Origin of the sequence: Nitrosospira sp. Nsp18, from assembly GCF_900103145.1 — a bacterium.
Taxonomy (GTDB): Bacteria; Pseudomonadota; Gammaproteobacteria; order Burkholderiales; family Nitrosomonadaceae; genus Nitrosospira.
The window spans coordinates 14,480-35,557 of sequence record NZ_FMWY01000006.1 but is presented as its reverse complement, the minus strand read 5'-3'; the positions used below and the strand labels follow the sequence as shown (position 1 = coordinate 35,557).

The window sequence follows — 21,078 nt, the reverse complement described above, 5'->3', positions numbered from 1 at the left end:
AAGGCAGGCTCAGCTGCACTTCCTGCTACCATCCTCACTAAATTATGGAGATGACAAATGAACATAACGAACATCCCGGGGTTTACAGCTGAAGCTTCTTTGTACAAGGCGATCAACCCCTACCACATGATCGGCATGTTCCACCAAGCCGATGACGTTATAAATCCCGCACAAATCGGTTCCGGTTCCTCTTGCTTTAGGGATTGCTTTACCGAGTGCCGTCAGGATGGCTTTCCACCGTTTCAGTGCGGCCCGGCATGCCGCCAACAATGTAATCCACCAGCGCCAACTTGTGGTCCTTGTGTCGGTTTCCAGCAGTGTTCCGATGGGAGCCAGAGGTCTTGCTCCGCGCCTTGATTAGAGGAGCTTGGCCACCAGGCCTCGATCCACGTAGGAGCAGATTAGAAAGTCCAGGCATCGCCCTACATACGGCGATCTTTAACGAAAACTATCAGGAGATGCGAGCAAAACAGGCGCGAGCAGGCTTTGTTTCGATCACGCTGGTACGAATTGCCCGCTTCGGGCTGCCGGTTTTCAACGGTATCAATATAGGAGGGCTTCATGCCGAAATGTGATGGATGCGGGAATGACTACGATAAATCTTTTCAGATTATCGCTTCTAACAAAACCTATACTTTTGATAGCTTTGAATGTGCAATTCAGATGCTCGCCCCTACCTGCGCGCATTGCGGCGTACGAATTGTAGGTCATGGTCTGGAAAAGAACGGAGTAATATTCTGCTGTAACCATTGTGCAGAGAGAGAGGGTGTAACGGAACTGCGGGATCGCTCATAACCCGTTCGCATCCATATTGCGTTTGCTCTACGGTTGCATCGATCTGGTGTCCTTTCAGTACCCGCTCCCCCTGTTCATGAGTTCGCGCGGAGAGTATGAATTCCAGTATCGGTGAATGACAGCGGCCGCTTTGGCAAGCCGCTGTCGAGCGTTACGCTTTACCCCTTATCGTCATGCCCATGCCCGTCATGTCTGTGCTTCCAACGCATCTGCTTCATCTGTTCCCGTTGCGTATCAGTCAAAATCTGCTGAATATCGCTGCGTATTTTGCTTCGCTCAATGACGAGGCTTGCCACCAGATCACCTCGTTCTCGTGCCAATGCTTGTACTCGGCTATCGTCACTGCCATCTCGCCCGAGTTCTCTTAACGCCTCGCGATTTGTCCGCATCTTTTCTTTTATCGCTGTCATTTGCGGCTTCGACTTTTCCAAAGCGGCTTTAACCCATGAACGCTGTTCCGTATTAAGTTCGAGGCGATCCGCCATCCTGTCCAGCAAACGTCCTTCGCCTTTTATGCCTTGCCCCATCATTTTGGCGTGTTTGCCGTGATGGCATCCGCGTGCGCCATCTTTGGAATCCGTGTCAGGTTGCGGAACTGCCACAGCGATACTGCTTATTAATAAACCACCGATCAGTGAAATTTTCATGATTGTTTTCATTAGCCTGGTCCTCTAGATTGCGTTTAACGAATGTCGCCGTGAACCTTAACGGCTTGAACAAAGGATAAAGCCAGGCAATGTCAAGTAGGGTTAAGGAAGCGTAAATTTGTGTAAAGAAGCCAGAGGCCGCTATATTTGTTCGCCTCAATTTGGCAATATTCAAGACAAATGGATCACGTAAGCATTTGCAACAGTTTGACTTGGGAAAACGGATGGCGAGCATACTACTGGCGGATGACGATATCGAGCTGAGCCGCATGCTGGTCGACTACCTGGCGGAAGAGGGATTCAACGTCGACGCTGCTTATGATGGCGACATGGCTTTGAGCAAGGCCCTGGCTAACGAGTATGATCTATTGATACTGGATGTGATGATGCCGAACCGGAACGGTTTTGATGTATTGCGTGAACTGCGAGTGCAGTCCTTGCTTCCCGTGTTGATGTTAACGGCGCGTGGAGATGACGTCGACAGCATCGTCGGGCTTGAGCTCGGGGCGGATGACTATTTAGCCAAACCATCCCATCCTCGTGTCCTGGTGGCACGGATCCGTGCAATCCTGAGAAGAGCAGAGGCACAAGGCGAGCTGCATTGTGATAAAGAACGCCTTGATCAGATTGCGATGGATGATCTTGTTATGCATTTTGGTTCACGTACCGTAACCTGCGGCGATGATCCCGTATCGATGACCAGCACGGAATTCAGCCTGTTGAGCGTACTGTTGCGCGAAGCCGGCAATGTGGTGTCAAAGGCCGATCTTTCCGAACGTGCGCTTGGTCGTAAATTGAGCCGTTATGATCGCAGCCTAGATATGCATGTAAGCAATCTGCGTAAAAAGCTGGGTCCGCTATCCGATGGACAGGAGCGGATCAAGACGGTCCGAGGCGTTGGTTATATTTATTCACGTAACCGACGATGCACAGACTTTTCTGGAAAATATTTCTGTCATTCTGGCTTACGCTGATTATTTTTTCTGCATTGGTTATGTTTGCTGCTTCGAGTTATCTTGAACATACACGAACACAACAAGATATCGGCAGCATGCGCGTACGTCTGTCGGAATACTTCAATCAAGGCCAGGCAGCCGCGAAACAGAATGGAATCGAAGGCCTAAAGGAATGGCTGGAAAATCTGGATCGTAGCGAAGCAATACCCATTTTTTTGATCGATGAAGCAGGACAAGATGTGCTTGAGCGAGAGATTCCCGCTTATATCATTGCAAGGCTGGATCGAAGGCGTGAACACGCTGAACGCATGGAACGAAAAGGACCGTCCCATCTGCAGCGAATACGGTTGGCGGGAGGAAGCGCATACCGCATGGTTCCCGATTTCCAGAGCATTACCTTGCGCAGAGTTTTGCAGCGCCCGAGAGTTATTGCGCTGCCCGTGGCGGTGGCAGCTTTGGTAAGTGCGCTGATTTGCCTGTTGCTCAGCCGTTACCTGACTTTTCCGCTTGAGCGGTTGCGCCGTGCCACCCAGCATATTGCGGCCGGTGATCTTACCCAGCGTGTCGCCCCATCCATGGGCAACCGCCGCGATGAAATTGCGGACCTGGCGGGCGCATTTGACACAATGGCTGAACGGCTCGAAAAGGTATTTGGCGCGCAACGGCAATTACTGAGTGACGCCTCCCATGAACTGCGTTCTCCACTCGCTCGCTTGCAGGTCGCATTGGGCCTAGCCCGGCAGCGATCAAACGGTCGGGCGGAGCAAGAGCTTGACCGCATCGAAACCGAGATAGAACGGCTGAATGAATTGATTGGGCAACTTCTTGAACTCTCTCGCCTGGAGGCAGGGGTGGATGTTGCGCATATTGAGAAGGTTGATATGCGCGAACTGCTCGAAGGACTCATCGATGATGCACAATTCGAAGCGGAGTCAAAGGGTTGCGAAGTCAAGCTGAAGAACGCTTTTTCGGCAAGCGTTAAGGCAAATGCCAGACTGCTTCACAGCGCCATTGAAAACGTCGTGCGCAATGCCATCAAGTACACCAAACCGGATACGGCAGTAGAAATAACCATGTTGGCCGATCGGGGTATTCCGGACAGCATCATTATTCAGGTTCGGGACCACGGACCCGGCGTACCCGAAAAAATGCTACCCCATCTTTTTGAGTCCTTCATGAGGGTAGAGGAGGCCAGAGATAGTCTAAGCGGCGGGCACGGGCTCGGGTTAGCCATCGCTGATCGTGCTATTCGGTCGTACGGTGGCGAAATCGTGGCAAAAAACGAACCAGATGGAGGGTTGAGTATTCTCATCCGCTTGCAGCTTGCCGCGAATTGATTGGATAAGGGATTTTCCGGCGCAGGGGGATAGGGCAGAGGCCTCGTTCTGCCAGAAGATTCAGGCTGGCGCCGGATTAGTATATTGTCGATATGCTGCAGCAGTCCGGCCGCAGGCTATGCCATTTTGATAGTCTTCTGCGATGCCAACCGCGTATGCACCTCCGCGACCGCCGCGGCGCCTTCGCCCACGGCGGCGGCGACGCGCTTGGTTGAGCTGGCACGCGCGTCCCCGATCGCGAATACTCCCGGTACCGAAGTCTCAAGCGGCAGGGGATAGTGATCGTCCGTCGAATACGCCAACCGCGCGTAGTCGGCGGGTGACAGATCGAGGCCCGTACAAACGAAACCCTTATCATTTATTTTCACGCCGCAATTATCGAGCCAACCGGTGTTTGGATCGGCACCCACGAACAGGAAAATGCGCCGGATTGATTTCGTCTGCATGCTGCCACTTTTGCGATTGCGCAAATGAACGTTGCTCACGCCTTCTTCACCGCCGTCGATTGCAACGATCTCCGATTCCGGGTGCAGCGTAACGTTCGCGAGTGCCCCGATACGGTCAATGAGATATTTCGACATGCTTTTTGCAAGGTCGGGTCCGCGAATCAGGTGATGCACATGCGCCGCATAGTTTGCCAGGAATACTATTGCCTGCCCGGCAGCATTGCCGCCGCCCACCAATATAACTTCTTCCTGGCCACACAGCGCGGCCTCGATCGGCGGCACCCAGTAATAGATGCCGCGACCTTCGTATTTCTCGAGTTCGGGTATGGCGGGACGCCGATATTTTGCGCCTGTCGCGATCACCACGGTTTTAGCCGAAATCCGTACGCCACAATCCAGTTTAAGCGCGTAGGGAAAACAGGTGCAATCCAGCGACGTCACTTCAACAGGCACCACCATTTCAGCACCGAATTTCTGCGCCTGAACATAAGCGCGTCCGGCAAGCGCCTGGCCGGAGATGCCAGTCGGGAAGCCGAGGTAATTTTCGATTCTGGCGCTAGCGCCCGCCTGGCCCCCGAACGCATGGGTGTCGAGCACCAGCACGGAAAGCCCTTCCGACGCGGCGTATACCGCACATGCAAGGCCTGCGGGCCCCGCACCGACGATCGCAACGTCATAGACGCGGTCAGCGCTCAGTTCGATATATAAGCGGAGGCGACGTGCAAGTTCCCTTTCGGTGGGACACTTGAGGATCGTTCCATCCGGACATACGACCAACGGCAACTCATTCGGACGCGGTTCGTGGAGCTTCATCACACCTTCCGCGACGCTATTCAGCTTCGGATCCAGCGCCAGATGAGGATGGCCGTTCCTTGAAAGAAATCCCCGCAGTCACACCATGTCGGCGCCGCCGGGAGGACCGATCAATATCGGACCGCCTGCGCCGGTTTCGATCAATCCCATGCGTCGCAGGATCAGGGCTCTCATGATTCGTTCCCCGAGCTCGGCCTCGGCCACGACCACGGCACGCAACGAAGGCGAATCTATCAGCAATGCTTCGACCACGTCGAGCGCGTGCCCATAGACAAGGGAGGGACGTCCCGAAAGCTCGCCGATTTCAGCCATGAAGTCGCCCGGTCCGTTCTCAACGATGGGAACCTCGATTCCAAGGCAATTTTTGCGCGTAACCAGGACGTGCCCGTTTAACAAAACGGGCATGCCGGGTCCGGTCTTGCTGGCCTCGAATAATAGTTCACCCGGCTGCCAGGTGTGCGTCGTGCCAAAACGCCGTAACCGGTTAATTTCTGCAGGGGCGAGCTTAGGAAAAATCTGCTCGCGGCGCGATGCCAGACTTGGAGGCAGCGGCACATCCGCCGCATTGGCGGAAACGTCATCCACTTGGCCAGGCGTCGACGAGAACAATCTACCGGCGACTTCGTTCATCGCGGCTTTCAGCCGACTTGGCTATATGGGCGTACGTGTACCCATGGAGCTTCAGTCTTCAGGCAATCTTCATAGCCATCTGCCGCAGGTATGGTCTTGCGAAGATTATCGAGATGTGTACAAACCATGCAATCACCATCCTACCCGCTACCTGGGTGCTGGTCTGCACGTTGACTGCCGCCTGGCAGAAGATCTTCGATATGAATCCGCGTATCGGGTTTCTGGCACATGCCGACCAGTACAAGGAGGCATCTGCATGCGGGATGTTCCTTGCGCCGGCCAAATCGATAGAGCAGATGCGGCAGGTGATCTTTAACGACTATGTCAATGCGTCGCTGGCAGGCCTCTTCATACTGGTGCTGATCAGCTTATTGGCGTTCGGTATCCGAACGGTGATACGTGCACGCGGCATGGACGCTCCCACCGTCAAAGAAGCCCCGTTCGAACCGCTATCGCCGCCTGAGCGACACCTGCAATTTTGAAAATAATGGATGGCAATCATGTTCCATGAATCCCCAATTAGAAAAATTACCCGAATGACCAGATTGCTGAGCGTAGCAGGTTATGTCGGACAAAGCCTGCGTCTGATGGCAGGTGTGCCTGAATACAGTGCTTATGTTGCGCATATGCGCAGCAGACATCCTAATAAACCGCCTATGTCCTATCAGGAGTTCTTCCAGGAATGCCAGACGGCACGATATGACGGACGGGTAGGGCGATGTTGCTAGCCTCGGAATGGATCACCGGTAAAACCCGCGATACGTATTTCTACGTAGCTTTTAGACGTAATTGTGCGGATTCGGACGAAGGTGGACACGATTAAAGTTCAACCTGAGCAGTAAATGAAACCGATACAAAACAGTTAACCAGTTTTTTTTACCCCAACCCAAGGAGATTCCATGATACATCAGAAACAGAATCGGATGCAGCGCATGGTGCGCGCTGCGCTGCTGGCAGGCTGCCTGTCATTGGGAACCACGGCGTATGCGGGCATCACCTTCCAGTTTCAATATGGCGATCCCGCGGGAACAGGATTCCTTGATCCCATCTATGGAGCGAGCCGGCAAGCTGCCCTGAACACGGCAGCCGAAAATTTCTCCAGCATGTTCGGCAGCCATTTCAGCAATTCGGCCACTATCGTGCTGACCGCGAATGCGCAAAACGATCCTTACAGCGGGACGTTGGCGTCGGCAAGCAGTTATTTTACCAATCCGGGCAGTGCGGGATTCAATCTTGGAGAGGTTGTCCGGACCAAGCTTCAAAATGGAATCGATCTGAACGGGAATGTTGCGGATGGTGTGGTAAACGTCAATTTTGGTGCAAATTGGGAACTTGATTTCAATACGCCGCCGGCTTGGGGATGGGGATGGTATCCAGGCACGCACGACTTCTACGGTACGTTATATCACGAATTTACCCATACGCTCGGTTTCAGTCCCGTAATGACGCAGTCCGGGACGAGCGCGTTCGGTATGAAAGATGGAAGCTGGAGCACGTTTTCCAGCTTCATTGTCGACAAGAACAACAATCCGATCATTGATCCGCATACTTTTGTGCTGAATCAGGGGGCGTGGGATACCGGCAGTGTCGGCAATTGGGGCGGAGGCGGGTCTGAAGGGCTGTTCTTCAACGGGACTAACGCCGTGGCCGCGAATGGCGGCTTTTTGGTCACGCTCTATACAGCGGACGCTTGGGAACCGGGCAGCAGTGTTTCCCATCTGGACGACCGGATGCCCGGCATCGAAGGGACGCTGATGTCACCCGCAAGCTACGCAGGTCCGCAAATGCGCGACTATAGTGCGATCGAAGTCGGCATTCTAAAGGATCTCGGCTATGTAGCGGTCGTGCCAGAACCCGAAACTTACGCCATGCTGCTTGCGGGTCTCGCTGTGCTGGGTGCGATTGTACGTCGCCGTGCATCCGTTATCACGGTGGGCTAAACAATTCGGGACTCGGACGCGAGATCCCGAATTTCTTGCCGGTTAATACCGCTGGCAGCAATTTTCCAGGAGGGTGAAGTCACATGATATCCAAAGCCGATACGGATCAATCGACTAATTCAAAATGTGAGCTTGAGAATGCGGCATTCATTGCCGGATTCAAGCTCAAGCGTGGCTCTTTTATTCGGACACCGAATGAATTCCTTGCCGGCACCCTGCTGATGGTTATCACATGCCTGGGGATGCCGGCGGCCATGTCCACTGAGTCTGTCATTACCGGCAGCCTTGGACCAGGCGGACCGCCGTTGACCTATCACATCGACGACGTGCATATCCATCTGACTCGTCACCTTGGCAACGCCGCCTTTCCGGTTCAGCGGGTCAGCTTGGCCGGTTCCGGTAGCGCAACGCTGGAGCGGGACGGCAAAATCATGCCATTCACTTACCAAGTGAAAAAGTTGCTGGTCCTAATGAACGAGTTCTACAGAATTCGCTTTTTCGATATGCCGGACGATTATACCAACCGCTATTCAGTCTTCCTGAAGGATGAGGAAACTGTCGAAACGGCCGGACTCCACATGCTGGATGCCGGAGGCATGCGGATTTGCTTTACCGCGGCCAGCTATGAAAAATGCGTCAACTATGGCGATGAGGGGCCTTCTGAATTGGAGGATATCGCTAGACGAATTTTTTCTGAAGCCGATGTATTGGCGAATAAATAGGGCCAGATTGCTATTCGCACCCGTCAAAGGAATGTGCTTCCAATTTGGATATATCAGTTCTTGGTTATAGTCACTTTTAAACACAATGATATGAATTATGTAATACGAGGGCGCTCCTAAAGGAAAGCGTGGATTCGTACACATTCGTCTTTAATTTTTGAGAATAAAAAAATCATGACACATAAGCTATTGGCAGTATTTCTTCTCGCGCCCGTATTGGTCTTCAACTCGGGATGCTCGGTCTTCATGGCGGCGAAGCAGCCCGACAAAAAGAATGTGGATTTGTTCAGGTCGGGAACCTCTAGAAATATGCTTCTGGGTGAGTTTGGTCCTCCTGCCGTCTCGGAGACGCGGGATGGTAGGAAATATGAGGTTTTCAAGTTTATCCAGGGTTACAGCACCGGGGTAAAAGCCGGCAGGGCGTTGTTTCATGGCGCTGCCGATGTAGCAACGCTGGGTTTGTGGGAGGTTGTCGGCACACCTGCGGAAGCGGTTTTCAGCGGTGATGAGATGGCTTACCAGGTTTCATACGATAAGGACGACAGGGTCGATCAAGTTACGGTATTGAAGAAATAAATGCACTGGCTGATGAACACAAATATTTTAACTTAAAAAAGGAAATATCAATAAAATGTACTATTCAATCAAGATATTGAGGGTTGGTTTCCTGGCAGCGATAGGCGCCGGATTATTGCTTTCCGGCTGCGCGACAACATCCCCTAATGCAGCATTCAGGCAAGCATTGCCGAAGGACCACCGCCTGGACGCCAACGACACCGCCGATGTGAAAGTAGAAGCGGGGGAGGGCGTTTTTATCGACGAACATGAGAAACAGCGGTTGGCGCGGAACATCCTGGGAAAGATCGACTTTCAAAAATTGCAGAATCCCGATTCTTCGGGCAAGCGTGAATATGAAATCGCGGTGCTGTTGACACGATATGAAAAAGGCAATGCTTTCGCCAGATTCATGCTTGCCGGGCTTGGACAAATTCATATTGATGCCAAGGCATCTGTATTCCTGTTGCCCCAGCGTGCGAAAGTTTCCGAATTCGATATCGACAAGACGTTCGCGTGGGGCGGAATCTATGGTGGCACGACTTCCATTGAAGACGTGGAGCATGGATTTGCGGAAGGTGTGGCACAAGCGGTGACGAGCGCGAAAGAATAAAAGGTAGTCCCGTTCTTTTATCGAACACGCAGAAGGCAGCATGTGGAGCGGAAAGGGCGTATGAATGCATGCCTTCTGCGCCGGTCCTCGACTTCAAGCATTGCGAACAATAAAAAACGCAGCTTATCAATGCCTGGACAGGGCCGACGCCTCAAGGACGCACGCAAAAAAATTAGCGAGAGGACTTATCCTTTATCTTTGTATCAATGATGATGGGGAAAGGGGAGCGATCTCTATATCTTGTGGCAATATTTATTAGAACCGCTGGGTTTTCCCCTTCTTCTTCAGGCAATACGGCTTTTAGTTTTTGCCAGATACTGGAGCGGTGACCCTCTACAGTACGCTTGGTTATACCGAGTTTTCCTTTTGCAATGCCGATCTCCACCGCGATATATGTATTTGACTTTCCATCGCCAAGAAGCCACAGGACTTGCCGCTCGGTTGGCGTCAAAAGCCGTTCGAGTTCCAACACCGGGGGAAAGACAGTTTTGCCTTTAACGATCCTGTTGATTGCATTAATAATATCGGATGCTGGCCTGTCTTTTAACACATAACCGCTCGCACCCGCCTGGATTGCTTGAAGAATGTGCTTGTCTTCATTATGCATGGTATATATTAGAACGCGTAAAGTGGAGAATTCGGCAAGCAGCCTCATGGTCAATTCAATGCCAGCGGTAGTTCCGTGCGGCATTCCCAGGTCCGTCACTACCAGGTCTATTGCCCCCTTATCTTTTGCCGTGCGCAAGGCTTCCTCCACGCCTGATGCCTCGGCAACTACGCGAAAAGCCGGCCTGGTTTCCAGCAGGCCTCGTAATCCCTTCAATAGCAGTTCGTGATCATCGACAAGCATGATGTTGATGGGCCGATCATATATCATGGCTTTGGAAGAAAATAATGTAATAAGTAATGTAATAAGGATAGCGGAATGGTGGCGATTACCGTTGTGCCGCTGCTTGTGGAATCAATCTTCAAGTGCCCGCCGATCTCTTCCAGCCGTTTTTTCATATTGCGCAAACTCATGCCAAACCTTGGGTCGCTATCGATCCGGCCTGCGTCAAACCCGTTGCCATTGTCGCGAATGGTGAGCACGACCCCGCGCTTGCTACGTTCCAGCCGCATCCATGCCTGCCTCGCAGCGGCGTGCTCCATGACATTCCTTAGTGCTCCCTGGGCAACCCGGTAAAGGACTTTATGGACGGAGCCGGATAAATCCTCTGTTATCCCCACCGTGGTGAATTCGATAGTGGTCGCGGCATTTTTCATATCATGAGCCAGTCTACAGAGGGAGGCTGCAAGATCGAGGCCGGAGCCAATTGTATCTGGGTAACGCTCATGGGCAATTTTGCGGATGTCTCCGAGGATATTATCCAGTTGTGCCGCCATTCGCTCGAACGTGCTCTGCGCCGGCGTGAACTGCTCGGAAATTCCCGTCAGCTGGATGATGCCTGTTTCGGCTTGCAGTCTGGCGGATACCAGCCTTTGGCAAATGTCGTCGTGCAACTCGCCCGCCAGCCTGACCTGTTCCTCCGCTTGCGCGGCGTGGCGCTCGCGGATGCTCAGCACCAGGCCGGAAGTAATCACCACGACCACCCCCAGGAACGCAATGGCGCCAATCCAGCGCATGGTGTCGAAATTATTGCTCGACACCTGGGCATCCACCGTGGCCAATGCGTTCTCGACATCATCAAGATAAATTCCGGTCCCTATCACCCATCCCCAGTCGGGCAGGGGAGTTACATAGGTGAGCTTGAGGGCGGGTAATTTAGTGGACGGTTTTTCTGTTGCGTACTGTACATAACCACCACCCTCATTTGCTCGGCTGATCAGGCTCTGGATGGTCGGATAGCCGTTGACATCCTTGTATTCCAGCCGATTGCGACCGATCAGCTCCGGCCTGCGCGGATGAACAAGCAGCGTGCCTTTAAGATCGTATACAAAAAAATAGCCATCATCCGAGTAATCCAGTCGCGTCAAAATGGCCTTGGCCTCCTCCATCGCTGCGGCATCGGTGCGACCCGTTTCATAAAGATGGGCGATCGAATGTCTGGCCAGCGTCACGTAACTCTTCAGCTCAGCCTGCTTGCTCGCACGAAAAGCCGGTTGGATGACCTCTTGCTGAGCTTTGCTTAATTCCGTTGCGTGGTGATAGACAGTGAACGCAATGATGCAAAGTGCCAGGACAAGCGGCACAGTGGCAAATACGATGATTTTCTGCCTCAGCTTCATAAACCGTATTTTACCGCTTGCCTGTGATGGCACGCATAGAGGCAGTATTGGCCACGTGTGTGTACGCTTGCTCGAGAATAGAGATCGCTACGAAATGTGAGCTGCATCTCGGGACGCTTATCTTAATAGAAGAGTACCTGGAAGCCACCGGGCATCGACAGGATCCGAGTGCGCCTTTAACTCGGCCTGTGAAGAAGAATATGCGCGGCCCACTCCTGACGGTACTTGCGCCGGACTCCATTTATTTCGATGGGGGTGCTGAAGTATTTGAACAAGCTTGGTATTTCAGGGGAAAGCACGGGCCGTACGTGATGCTGGGCCACGGCCGCGACCCATGTGCTGGATTATGGGAGCGGACATAGCGAAGGTGCAGGAGTGGCTGGAGGATGCTAACATTTCGACCACGCGGATCTGACCACAGTAAGGCGCGGCCGGAAGATAATCCGACATTTAAGGTAAGTTACTAAAACTACTCTTAATCTTGTCTCGACTTAAAATATACCAATAGCTCGCTTAAAGCGCTGGGCTTTGAGTCCCTGATGTCGCATGGTTCTCGTCGAGTTTTGAAGCTATTTGGCGATGCAAGGCGGCTTCTCGTATATCTGCTGCGACATTCCGCTCGTAATCCCGGATTAACGCTTCAGTATGGGATTGCAAGTCCTGCGCCCGCCGACCGTAGAGATAGCTCTTATTCTGATACTGTTCCAGTAGCTCCTTTTGTTCCTTCACTTTTGCCTGCATCTGCGAAGCCGCGTCTTCATAATATTTTGCTATTGCCTCATGATCGCTCCGGGTGGTGGCATTCTGAACCGCCGCACGGATTTCAGGGGTGTCAGCAGAATTATCAGCCGCAGCAGCGGGGGCGCTTAGCGAACCCAGCAGGCCTATCATCGATATCGCGAAAACGAATTTTCCAGATTTTGTTTTCATAATAGTAATGAACGCAAATAGGTTAGTTGGCCTTATCCTAGCTCGATTAATATTATGCGTACATTGGGGAAACTCTGATTTTCTCCTAAGAGAAACCCTTAGATGCCTTTCGGCCCCCAACACTTGTGTGAGCCAGTCCTTCATGCTCGTTAGCGGTCCCGCTGCCTCTTGATCGGTAAATATCCGCTCACACCCGCCTTTTTTATGCACCCACCTTATGCGACAAAATCAAGCCATAACAACAATGTATTGCATTGTTCGTTTCAGCGTAGCAAAAGGGAGCTCTTATGCAACGTGCTAACGTGGGAATTATGATTAGGTTAAGCTATCGATAAAATATGTTATCGATAATCACACGATCGAAAAATGCGGAAAATTACTACTAGCTTTTACCCTTGATAACCTATTTTATCATGGGTAAAATGCTCCCATGAGGGGCGACCGGCGCCGAACTCAACGCAGAAGATGGGTGGGCAGTCATGAGCAATCGCTTCCTGAGGTGGGTCGACACATGGATCGAGAAAAACATCCCTCCCGGCGCCAATCCCGACATAGAGAGTCATGAAGTAAAGGCAAAGCGGCTGTCGGAGAAACTGTTCGCCGAGGCAGCTGCGGCCAACTTCACACACTTCGAGACCGAGGAGGAGCGAGAGCGCGTTATGCCCCTGGTACTGGCCGCGGTCTCGGACAGCAGAGACTTTGATATCGATGCCTATCATCTCAAGTCGCAACTTGCGCGGGAGAATGAAGATGGCGACTGAGCCCGCGTGGTTGGTCTTCAGGGCGGCATCGCGTTGGCTGCTTGTCAGCTGCTCGTTACATATCCATAATCAAAAGAGGGCTGTCATTTGTTCTCAAAGATCTTCCTGGAGACAAGCCTGTAGTTTTTCGCATCGGTAAAGTATAGACGCTTGTCAGCTGTATTCATAAATATAGATGAGTTCGAGAAATGGCCTAAGAAAACCCACTGAGCATTTCCTTCCTTCTCGCTCAGCTCGCGATTGTCTAGGAAGTGAACTTCTTCGGCGCCATTGAAAACGGTTTTACCGTGGCTGTACCCAATCTGCTGATTATGGCAGCGGGAACTGCAGACGAAGTAGCGACTACTACAGATTAGATAACCTTTTACATCATAATGCTTGATGAGTCTCTAGCTCTTGTTTATGAATGATAACGTCCTTTATCATTCATAAACAACCCTGCACTTAATCACGGGGCAGGCCGCAAACGCGGCGTGCCCAAGGGCTCACCTTGAATATCACCCCTTGAAAAAAGGGAGAAGGGGTTGCCCCCTCTCCTTTTTGACTTAGCTAATGCCTAATCTTTTTCTTCTACCTGATAACACTCCTAGCAAGCCTAGCCCAGCTAAAAACATGGAAATAATTTCAGGTTCAGGCACTGGAGAAACCCCAGTAAGTGCGACGCTATAGCTCTCATTTAGCGGTGCGGGCGTTTCAAAAGAATGCCATCCTATTAACGGTGAGGCTCCCCCGTTAGCAGTGGGTCCCACTATCTCTGTGTCCTCCATTATGGGGAATATATAGTTATTTTGCGTTGAGACGTCACCGCTTATCGGGAAGTTACCTCCACTACCTTCCATTACTACTGCAAGATAATAAACACCAGGCAGCTTAGGGCCTAACTCGTGATTGGCGGGAAATCCAGGTTGACCATTATCTGTTGTAGCATCGTCGTTGGCATAAACCCCCAATCCATTTGCATTAAATAAAGCCAGGGAAAAATCATTATCACCACCATCGCCTCCAGTAACAGCTGCAGAGAACGTGGTCGGCGTCGAGATGAAGATCTTATATAAATCCGCATCTGCGGTGGTTGACGCTGTTCCTGTTATGTTAGTGACATCCCCCAGGGGGGTCTGCGCGGTATTAAGCAAGTCTCCGGCATCTCCTACTTCCGTCCAAGTCGATGCTTGGCCTGTATTTGCTATTAGCAAGAGTGAGGAGGCTAAAAAAGCTGACAGATAAAGGCTTGACCTTTTAGGAAAGTGTGTATTCATATTGTTACTCACCTGTGAGTTAAAAAAGTGCCCCTTTCTGATCCGATGGTTCCTAATGAGGGAAACAGCGGATGGAATGGGACTTTCAATAGCTTAGTAGATAAAGAAGAAAATTCAAGTGGGGTGAGTTGATGCTACAAAGATCTCCAGCGACTTCTTGTACATCTCCTCCGCCTGCGCTAGGTTCCCGCGAGTCAAATACAAAGTCCCTAAGCCGCCGTAAGCGATGCCCATGCCTTCCTTGCGCCCCAGTGCTCCGCTGATCGCTAAGGCCTTTTTTTTCTGTCTCTCTGATGCGTCAGCCTGCGGTACCGCTTCGATTGCTAGTTTGCATAAATGCAGCGCATCACGGCGTGCGCCTTCATCAAGCCAGACCTTTTCGGGAGGGCGAGAGCAATTGAGCCTCACCAAATCAATCCGGCCCTGCTCGCGCATTTCCTCGATCCTCCCTTTTTGAACATCTGGATCGTGCAGAATGTGGGACTGATAGAACGCAAAACCAAACCCGGGAATGATGACGACCAGCGCAATCACCAACCCATGGCGCGGAACCCCGGCTTTAAGTAAAGCTGGATAAAGGAGAAGAAGGACAATACCTATCAGTACTAATGGATCTTTCAGATAGGGCGCTATCTCTTTGAACCCGAAAATCTCTCCCATTTCCCCGTATCGCGACTGAAATATTTTTTCTAAAGATACGGAAATATTATCGTATTGGGTATTTTTAGCGCGATATTGTCATGTTCAAGATAATGTTCCTCGCTTCACTTCATTTTTTGAAAATATCAAGGTGTGTTGAACAGACCTCATCTGATGAGAGATCATGCGTTGTTTTGTGGCGAAAGGGAAGCCTTATGCAACCATCACGATGTGTGCTGCTAATTATGATTTATGAGTCTGCTATCCATAAAATATACTACGGATCATGGTTTAATTTTTAATAAAAGCAAGGAGCGCCTCTGCTCGAAGCAAACGAAGAACAGGACGAATAGGAGATTAGTTGATGTTAACCAGAATTAGCCAAGCAGGGCACGCAACCGAAACAGCTGCGCCAACTCGGGCGCCGTGGATAAGCCTGTAAGAATTGCAACCATACCAAAACCGTTTACGAAACTGAATATCCAGCCGGGTTACGAGTCACTGGCCACGGCGGCCTCACTATTCGTGGCAAAAAATGCCTCCACTTCAGCCAGTTCTCGAGTACGCTTCATCGGCGGCAAGCTCTGCCAGATTTTCTTTCCATACGATTTGGTGATGAGCCGCGGGTCACAGATCATCAGTACGCCGCGATCGGTTTCATCACGGATCAACCTTCCCGCGCCTTGCTTGAGGTTGATGACCGCGCGCGGTAGTTGATATTCCATGAAAGCATTGCGTCCTTCCTTGTTGATTTTGTCTATGCGCGCGGCGAGCACCGGGTCATCCGGCGGGGCGAAGGGCAGCTTGTCGATTATCACCACCGACAACGCTTCGCCGCGTACGTCCACGCCTTCCCAGAAGGATTGACTACCGATAAGTATGGCATTGCCCATTTTACGGAAGCGTTCCAGCATATGGGAGCGCGAGCCCTGGCCTTGCAACAGTATGGGATATTCGAGTTTCTCCCGCTTGAATGCCTCCAGCAGCAGTTCGTGAGCGCGTTGCATTGCACGCAGGCTGGTGCACAGGAAAAAAGCACGGCCACGGCTGGCCTTCAATACCGGCAGTGCGGCTTTTATCACTTCTTCGGTGTATTCCCGACTATTGGGTTCAGGCATGCCGACGGGTACATAAAGCAGGGACTGGTTGGCAAAGTCGAATGGGCTGTCCCAGCAGGCTGACTGTGCGGGGCTTGATTCCGTATCCAGGCCCATTTCGTTTTTGTAGTGCGAGAAATCGCCTTTTACCGAAAGTGTTGCGGAAGTGAATACCCATGCGCGGGGAGACCCGCTCAACTGCTTGTTGAAAATTTCCGCAATGGAAAGCGGTGTGGCGTTGAGCTGCAGTGCATGACTGAATACTTCCACCCAACGCACGAACCCTTCGGCTTCTGCCTGGTCACGCCAGCGTTTTATGTTGGTGGAAATTTCTCGCGCGCGTTGCCAGCAGTTCTCTAATCCTTCAGAGCGCTCCGCCTGGCTTTCCAGCATATCTATCATTACCTCAAGTTTTTTCAGCAGCTCGTCCAGGGCACTACCGAACTTGGCATTTTTCATCGTAGCGGCCAGCGGCAGACGCGTATTCTCGCCCTCGATAGTCAGCCGAAAGTCGCGTGCCGCTTTTTCCATTGCCGCTATGACAGGGGGCAGGGCGGCAAAATCTTTCGCGCCTCGCAGCGCTTCCGCCTCGGTGTCGCGAGCAAGCTCCAGCAATTGACTGGTGCTTACCGATTCTCCAAAAAACAAGCTGGCGGTTTCCGGCAACTGGTGGGCTTCGTCGAATATTACTGTGTTGCAGGCGGGAAGCAGCTCGGCCAGGCCTTCATCGCGCAACATGACGTCTGCGAAGAACAGATGATGGTTGACTACAACTACATCTGCTGCGAGTGCCTGTTTGCGAGCCTCCATGACAAAGCAATTCTTGTGATGCGGGCATTCCGAACCGAGGCAATTATCGCGGGTGGAAGTCACCTGCTGCCAGACCGCGGCGTTTTCCGGCACTTCGCTCAACCCGCTTTTATCACCGCTTTGGGTGGCGGCGGCGTAGCGTTCAATCAGCTTCAGATACTTCACCTCTTCACGGCTGGCAAGGATGGCGCGGCCCTCCTGCACCGTGCGCTCCAGATGGTAATGACAGACGTAGTTGGCTCGTCCTTTCAATAACGCCACGGTCACCGGGGCCTTGAGTGCCGTCCGCACGGTAGGAATGTCGCGGTTGAAGAGCTGGTCTTGCAGGGTCTTGGTGCCGGTGGAGATAATCACCTTGCCGCCGGCTAGCAACGCCGGGACCAGGTAGGCAAAAGTTTTGCCGGTGCCGGTGCCTGCCTCGGCGACGAGGAGAGAATTTGCGGCGATGGTTTCTGCTATTGCCTGCGCCATTTCAAGTTGCTGCGCACGCACGCTGTAACCCGGCACGGTACGGGCAAGCGCGCCGACAGCGGAAAAGAAGGTTTCGATATCAGGCATGGAGGAAGTCGAGGGAACTGCCGCCATGATAACGCAGTGCTTTGTATAAGGCACCGTTAAACCCTGATTTGTCGTCTATTATCGGTCCCTGATTTAATTCCTGCCGTCGGTCTATTCAGCAAAAGACGCATACTTCCCTCATCCGCTCCTATAAATAGCCGAGTATTACTATTTTGGATCGCAGACGAATTACGGTGAGCTAAACGCTTTTTCTGCCTTTAGCCGTTTTGATCTTTCCTGGCAGCGTGCTTGCCTGAGGCAAATTGTGGCCGGCGTGATAGGTTTTTTTCCATAAGGCCGCGGTGCACAACGGATCGCTGAAAAAATCCCTTTTCTGGGCGATATTCCTCGCCAGTCCGTGTAACGCGGCGATACTGATCACGGTAAAGATAACAAGAATTATTAGCGGGAGGCACCTCTTTACTGATGACAACAACGATACTTCCCTGCATATTAGCCAGATTGATTTCATATCATCGATTAAAGATCACCTTTGGAATAGCCTGGTTGGCCTTGCTATCGGTGACCTCGAATTGCGGGTCTATAAATATGACAAAAACGATCGCCTGGATACGCTTATCTCAATTGTTTTCAGTGGTTTTAGGATTATTGGCGACGTTCTCTATTTGCCGGATAGGAGTAGCATAACCGTCCTGCTTGAGTTTTGCCGCAATTTGCCGGTGAGTAGCCGCTTTACCGAGGCTTGTCTTTGCCGCTTGTTCATACCGGTGCATTAAAGCCCAGGTATGCGATTTCCGATCCTGCGCTTGTCTCCCGTAGAGGTAGCTTTTTTCCTGATAATGCTCGAGTAATCTTCTTTGTTCCTCTGCCTTCATGCGCATTTCTTTGGCCAGATTTTCAAAACGCTTTGCCAATGCGTTGTGATCGCTGTATGTCCTGGCATCCTGCACAGCTTTAAGGATGGAAGGACTTTTTACCGCCTCATACCGGCTCATCGGTGCGCAGGCAACCAATAAACCGAAAGAAGATATCATTATCAGAAACCTGTTTATTTTCATGCGAAAGCTGCTGAGAGTCTGAATTGACTGCACGAGATGCGCTGCACGCAAACTCGGCTGCCACGGATAGATTACTAACTGCCTGGCGCTTTGTCAACTTTCTTATGTTTAAAGTATCTCAAGCTATTGGCGAAAAGGCTTATTTGCGCAGCATGTTCTGTGGTTTGTGAAAAGTGTAAAGAATGCCGCTGCCCGAACGGGAACGCCGAGGATAGCAATCCTTGCGGGTTCACCTTGCCTTGGATTGCAGTGGAAATTGTTGCGACAGCGGAATTAGCGGCTGTGCAGATAGACTTTCCCGGCTTTGCTTGTCAGCGCCGGCAGGCCTCAGCACGAAGGGGCGGTACTGCCAATTTCGACTTAATCTCCATTACGAGGCCAGCGGGCCTTTCTCGATGGATGAGATCGCAAACGGGGTAACGATCTGCGGGTCTGAAAGAATCAGCCGCTCATCCTTGTCTGCGTATTCGAGCCGGCTGAGCATATCCTTGATGACGTTGAGCCGCGTCAGCGGTTTGTCGTCGGCATGCACAATTATCCATGGCGAGATAAAACTGTGCGTGTTGGCCAGCATTTTATCGCGCGCAAGGCTGTATTGATTCCACTTTTTCAGCGCGTGCTTGTCCAGTCCGCTGATTTTCCATTGAGCGAGCGGATCCTTCTTGCGCTCATCCAGCCGTTTTGCCTGTTCGGATTTGCTGATGTCGAGGTAATACTTGAGGAGCTTGATGCCGGAACGAATCAGCATATGCTCGAAATCCAGCACCGAGTTCATGAACTCTTCATATTCGGCTTCAGTACAGAAACCCATTACCTTTTCCACGCCCGCCCGGTTGTACCAGCTGCGGTTAAACAGCACGAGCTCCCGCGCCGCGGGCAGATATGGAACATAACGTTGGAAATACCAGGAACTCCGATCCCGGTCCGAGGGGACGCCGAGAGCGACCACCCGCGTCTCGCGCGGGCTTAGATGCTCGATAATGCGTTTGATCGTGCCGTCCTTTCCGGCAGCATCCCGCCCTTCGAAGATGACGAGAATCTTGTCGTCGCAATTGATGAAGTGACGCTGCAGCTTGACGAGTTCAATCTGCAGTTTGTATAGCGTATCCTCATAGGTTTTTTTGGATATATCGGATTCGGACCTGTCCGATTCCTTTTCTTTTTTTTCGGCTTTTTTGCTCATGGATGGGTATGGTCAGTTGGGAATCCAATCTTGTGGATTATGCCTCTATACTGCTTCAGCATGAAAGTAGAGTGAAGTGCGATCCATCGTTCGGCACGATCATGGAAATAATTTCATAAGCTTACTCAGGGCTTATTCATCATGCGCTGGCATAATGAATTGGCGTTATGGATTGAGGTGTAAACTTGCATTTATCCGCCCTTGTACTACGATAATTCATATTCGTCGAAACGCACGACTCACGAAACTATGCGCAACCCTGAGTTCGGGCTCAGCTTCAAAACGCTCATAGACCCCGTTTTGTAGCACATGGACTTGCTCTACGCAGAAGAAATAAGCATACTAGATGACATGATGTTGCGTACACGCACATTTATACTGATTCTAATCATATTGGCACTGCCGCTGCAAGGTGTGCTCGCTGCGATCATGCCTTTGTGCGCGCAAGCCAGAAATATGTCGGCCGAGCTCGAAGCTCACATAATTCCACTTTCTTCCGTCATCCCGGTTGCCTGCGGCCAGCACGACAGCAATGGTCACGAGCAACTCCATGGCAGTCATGGCGACGATGGCGCCGCAAATGAGGCGGGCTTCGCTCTTTCCTGCGATGGCGTTGTTTGCCACATCAGTGGCAACGGCCTGCCTTCCGTGCCCGCCGCCCTGAATTTTACCGGCGGATTTTCTTATCCCGTCTCTTTTAATTCCCGCTTTTCCTCATTCATTCTGCAGCAACCCCAGCGTCCTCCTCTGGCCTAGTTCTTCGATAGAAGAAATCCGCCTGATGTATCGGCGATCATCTACGTGATTCATATTCAAGATTTTTTGCGGTAGCGCCTCATGGCGGTTGCAGTTGCCGTGAGTGCTAATGGCAAGTGCTGGCCGATGTACTAGCTGGCTTATCGGCTGCTCTGCCACCACATGTTAAGGAAATCAGAATGAACCTCTCGTTCCTTGTTGTATCGCAGCGGCCCGGCGTTCGAAACTTTGAGCCGCTTTCAAAGGAAATGCCGCCCGCAGCCATTCAGATTTCAGTTACTCATGGTCAGCGGCGCTTTCCCGCGAGGAACTTGTGCAAAATCGGAAGGAACGCCGAAAGCACCAGATCAACAGGTACAGGAAAAGCAGCCGGAATAATTCGAAGTGCG

22 protein-coding genes are annotated in these 21,078 nt (G+C 51.7%); 11 read left to right on the top strand and 11 right to left on the bottom strand.

Features of this window, described 5'->3' with window-relative positions:
* Window positions 1-953 precede the first annotated feature (953 nt).
* Entirely contained in the window at window positions 954-1,442 is a 489-nt protein-coding gene (locus BLS94_RS04115) for a Spy/CpxP family protein refolding chaperone (RefSeq protein WP_176767788.1), read from the bottom strand.
* Between the two features lie 224 nt (window positions 1,443-1,666).
* Here BLS94_RS04115 and BLS94_RS04110 point away from each other — a divergent pair, with 224 nt between their 5' ends.
* Both BLS94_RS04110 and BLS94_RS04105 read left to right on the top strand, forming a co-directional pair.
* A complete protein-coding gene (locus BLS94_RS04110) occupies window positions 1,667-2,416 on the top strand; it encodes a response regulator transcription factor (protein WP_090957886.1) in 750 nt (249 codons plus the stop codon).
* A gap of 20 nt (window positions 2,417-2,436) precedes the next feature.
* Window positions 2,437-3,735, top strand: coding sequence for an ATP-binding protein (locus BLS94_RS04105; RefSeq protein WP_256325280.1), 1,299 nt, complete (start codon window positions 2,437-2,439; stop codon window positions 3,733-3,735).
* Window positions 3,736-3,851: 116 nt separating this feature from the next.
* Here the strand turns inward: BLS94_RS04105 and BLS94_RS15020 are convergent, their stop codons facing one another.
* The gene (locus tag BLS94_RS15020) at window positions 3,852-4,994 is read right to left on the bottom strand and encodes an NAD(P)/FAD-dependent oxidoreductase (RefSeq protein WP_218124734.1); all 1,143 of its coding nucleotides are present in this window, start codon (window positions 4,992-4,994) and stop codon (window positions 3,852-3,854) included.
* 78 nt (window positions 4,995-5,072) lie between these two features.
* Window positions 5,073-5,624 carry a Crp/Fnr family transcriptional regulator gene (locus BLS94_RS15015; RefSeq protein ID WP_218124733.1) on the bottom strand — a complete coding sequence of 184 codons (552 nt, stop codon included), beginning with the start codon at window positions 5,622-5,624 and terminating at the stop codon, window positions 5,073-5,075.
* Between the two features lie 113 nt (window positions 5,625-5,737).
* On the opposite strand from BLS94_RS15015, the gene BLS94_RS04095 reads away from it, so the two are divergent.
* From BLS94_RS04095 to BLS94_RS04070, 6 genes are all read left to right on the top strand, one after another.
* A complete protein-coding gene (locus BLS94_RS04095; RefSeq protein WP_371130213.1) occupies window positions 5,738-6,106 on the top strand; it encodes a hypothetical protein in 369 nt (122 codons plus the stop codon).
* A 54-nt stretch (window positions 6,107-6,160) separates the two neighbouring features.
* Window positions 6,161-6,352, top strand: a complete 192-nt coding sequence (locus tag BLS94_RS04090; RefSeq protein WP_090958002.1) for a YbdD/YjiX family protein — start codon at window positions 6,161-6,163, stop codon at window positions 6,350-6,352.
* A 171-nt stretch (window positions 6,353-6,523) separates the two neighbouring features.
* Window positions 6,524-7,564 carry a PEP-CTERM sorting domain-containing protein gene (locus tag BLS94_RS04085; RefSeq protein ID WP_090957884.1) on the top strand — a complete coding sequence of 347 codons (1,041 nt, stop codon included), beginning with the start codon at window positions 6,524-6,526 and terminating at the stop codon, window positions 7,562-7,564.
* 83 nt (window positions 7,565-7,647) lie between these two features.
* On the top strand, window positions 7,648-8,286 hold the full coding sequence (locus BLS94_RS04080) for a hypothetical protein (protein WP_090957883.1): 639 nt from the start codon (window positions 7,648-7,650) through the stop codon (window positions 8,284-8,286).
* A gap of 174 nt (window positions 8,287-8,460) precedes the next feature.
* Window positions 8,461-8,862 carry a hypothetical protein gene (locus tag BLS94_RS04075; protein WP_072766848.1) on the top strand — a complete coding sequence of 134 codons (402 nt, stop codon included), beginning with the start codon at window positions 8,461-8,463 and terminating at the stop codon, window positions 8,860-8,862.
* A gap of 55 nt (window positions 8,863-8,917) precedes the next feature.
* Window positions 8,918-9,454, top strand: a complete 537-nt coding sequence (locus BLS94_RS04070; RefSeq protein WP_072766849.1) for a hypothetical protein — start codon at window positions 8,918-8,920, stop codon at window positions 9,452-9,454.
* Window positions 9,455-9,626: 172 nt separating this feature from the next.
* Here the strand turns inward: BLS94_RS04070 and BLS94_RS04065 are convergent, their stop codons facing one another.
* Window positions 9,627-10,331, bottom strand: coding sequence for a response regulator transcription factor (locus tag BLS94_RS04065; protein ID WP_072766850.1), 705 nt, complete (start codon window positions 10,329-10,331; stop codon window positions 9,627-9,629).
* Complete coding sequence (locus BLS94_RS04060; protein WP_090957882.1) at window positions 10,328-11,680, bottom strand: cache domain-containing protein; 1,353 nt, start codon at window positions 11,678-11,680, stop codon at window positions 10,328-10,330. Before BLS94_RS04060 ends, BLS94_RS04065 begins: the two co-directional genes overlap by 4 nt.
* A 200-nt stretch (window positions 11,681-11,880) precedes the next feature.
* On the opposite strand from BLS94_RS04060, the gene BLS94_RS14795 reads away from it, so the two are divergent.
* Complete coding sequence (locus BLS94_RS14795; RefSeq protein ID WP_176767787.1) at window positions 11,881-12,042, top strand: hypothetical protein; 162 nt, start codon at window positions 11,881-11,883, stop codon at window positions 12,040-12,042.
* Between the two features lie 151 nt (window positions 12,043-12,193).
* Here BLS94_RS14795 and BLS94_RS04050 read toward each other — a convergent pair whose 3' ends face one another.
* A complete protein-coding gene (locus tag BLS94_RS04050; protein ID WP_090957880.1) occupies window positions 12,194-12,610 on the bottom strand; it encodes a hypothetical protein in 417 nt (138 codons plus the stop codon).
* A 479-nt stretch (window positions 12,611-13,089) separates the two neighbouring features.
* On the opposite strand from BLS94_RS04050, the gene BLS94_RS04045 reads away from it, so the two are divergent.
* Window positions 13,090-13,371, top strand: a complete 282-nt coding sequence (locus BLS94_RS04045) for a DUF768 domain-containing protein (RefSeq protein ID WP_090957879.1) — start codon at window positions 13,090-13,092, stop codon at window positions 13,369-13,371.
* 545 nt (window positions 13,372-13,916) lie between these two features.
* Here BLS94_RS04045 and BLS94_RS04040 read toward each other — a convergent pair.
* The 5 genes from BLS94_RS04040 to ppk2 form a co-directional block, all read right to left on the bottom strand.
* The gene (locus tag BLS94_RS04040) at window positions 13,917-14,627 is read right to left on the bottom strand and encodes a PEP-CTERM sorting domain-containing protein (protein WP_090957878.1); all 711 of its coding nucleotides are present in this window, start codon (window positions 14,625-14,627) and stop codon (window positions 13,917-13,919) included.
* A gap of 114 nt (window positions 14,628-14,741) precedes the next feature.
* Window positions 14,742-15,287 (bottom strand): tetratricopeptide repeat protein, encoded by a 546-nt coding sequence (locus BLS94_RS04035; protein ID WP_090957877.1) that lies wholly within the window; start codon window positions 15,285-15,287, stop codon window positions 14,742-14,744.
* A 470-nt stretch (window positions 15,288-15,757) separates the two neighbouring features.
* Window positions 15,758-17,731 carry a DNA repair helicase YoaA gene (locus BLS94_RS04030; RefSeq protein ID WP_090957876.1) on the bottom strand — a complete coding sequence of 658 codons (1,974 nt, stop codon included), beginning with the start codon at window positions 17,729-17,731 and terminating at the stop codon, window positions 15,758-15,760.
* Between the two features lie 581 nt (window positions 17,732-18,312).
* Entirely contained in the window at window positions 18,313-18,750 is a 438-nt protein-coding gene (locus BLS94_RS04020) for a hypothetical protein (RefSeq protein WP_176767786.1), read from the bottom strand.
* Between the two features lie 370 nt (window positions 18,751-19,120).
* Window positions 19,121-19,933 (bottom strand): polyphosphate kinase 2, encoded by an 813-nt coding sequence (ppk2, locus tag BLS94_RS04015; protein WP_090957875.1) that lies wholly within the window; start codon window positions 19,931-19,933, stop codon window positions 19,121-19,123.
* 351 nt (window positions 19,934-20,284) lie between these two features.
* Between ppk2 and BLS94_RS04010 the strand changes: the two genes are divergently transcribed.
* Window positions 20,285-20,689: a hypothetical protein gene (locus BLS94_RS04010; protein WP_143021643.1), complete on the top strand. Its 405-nt coding sequence runs from the start codon at window positions 20,285-20,287 to the stop codon at window positions 20,687-20,689.
* Window positions 20,690-21,078 lie beyond the last annotated feature (389 nt).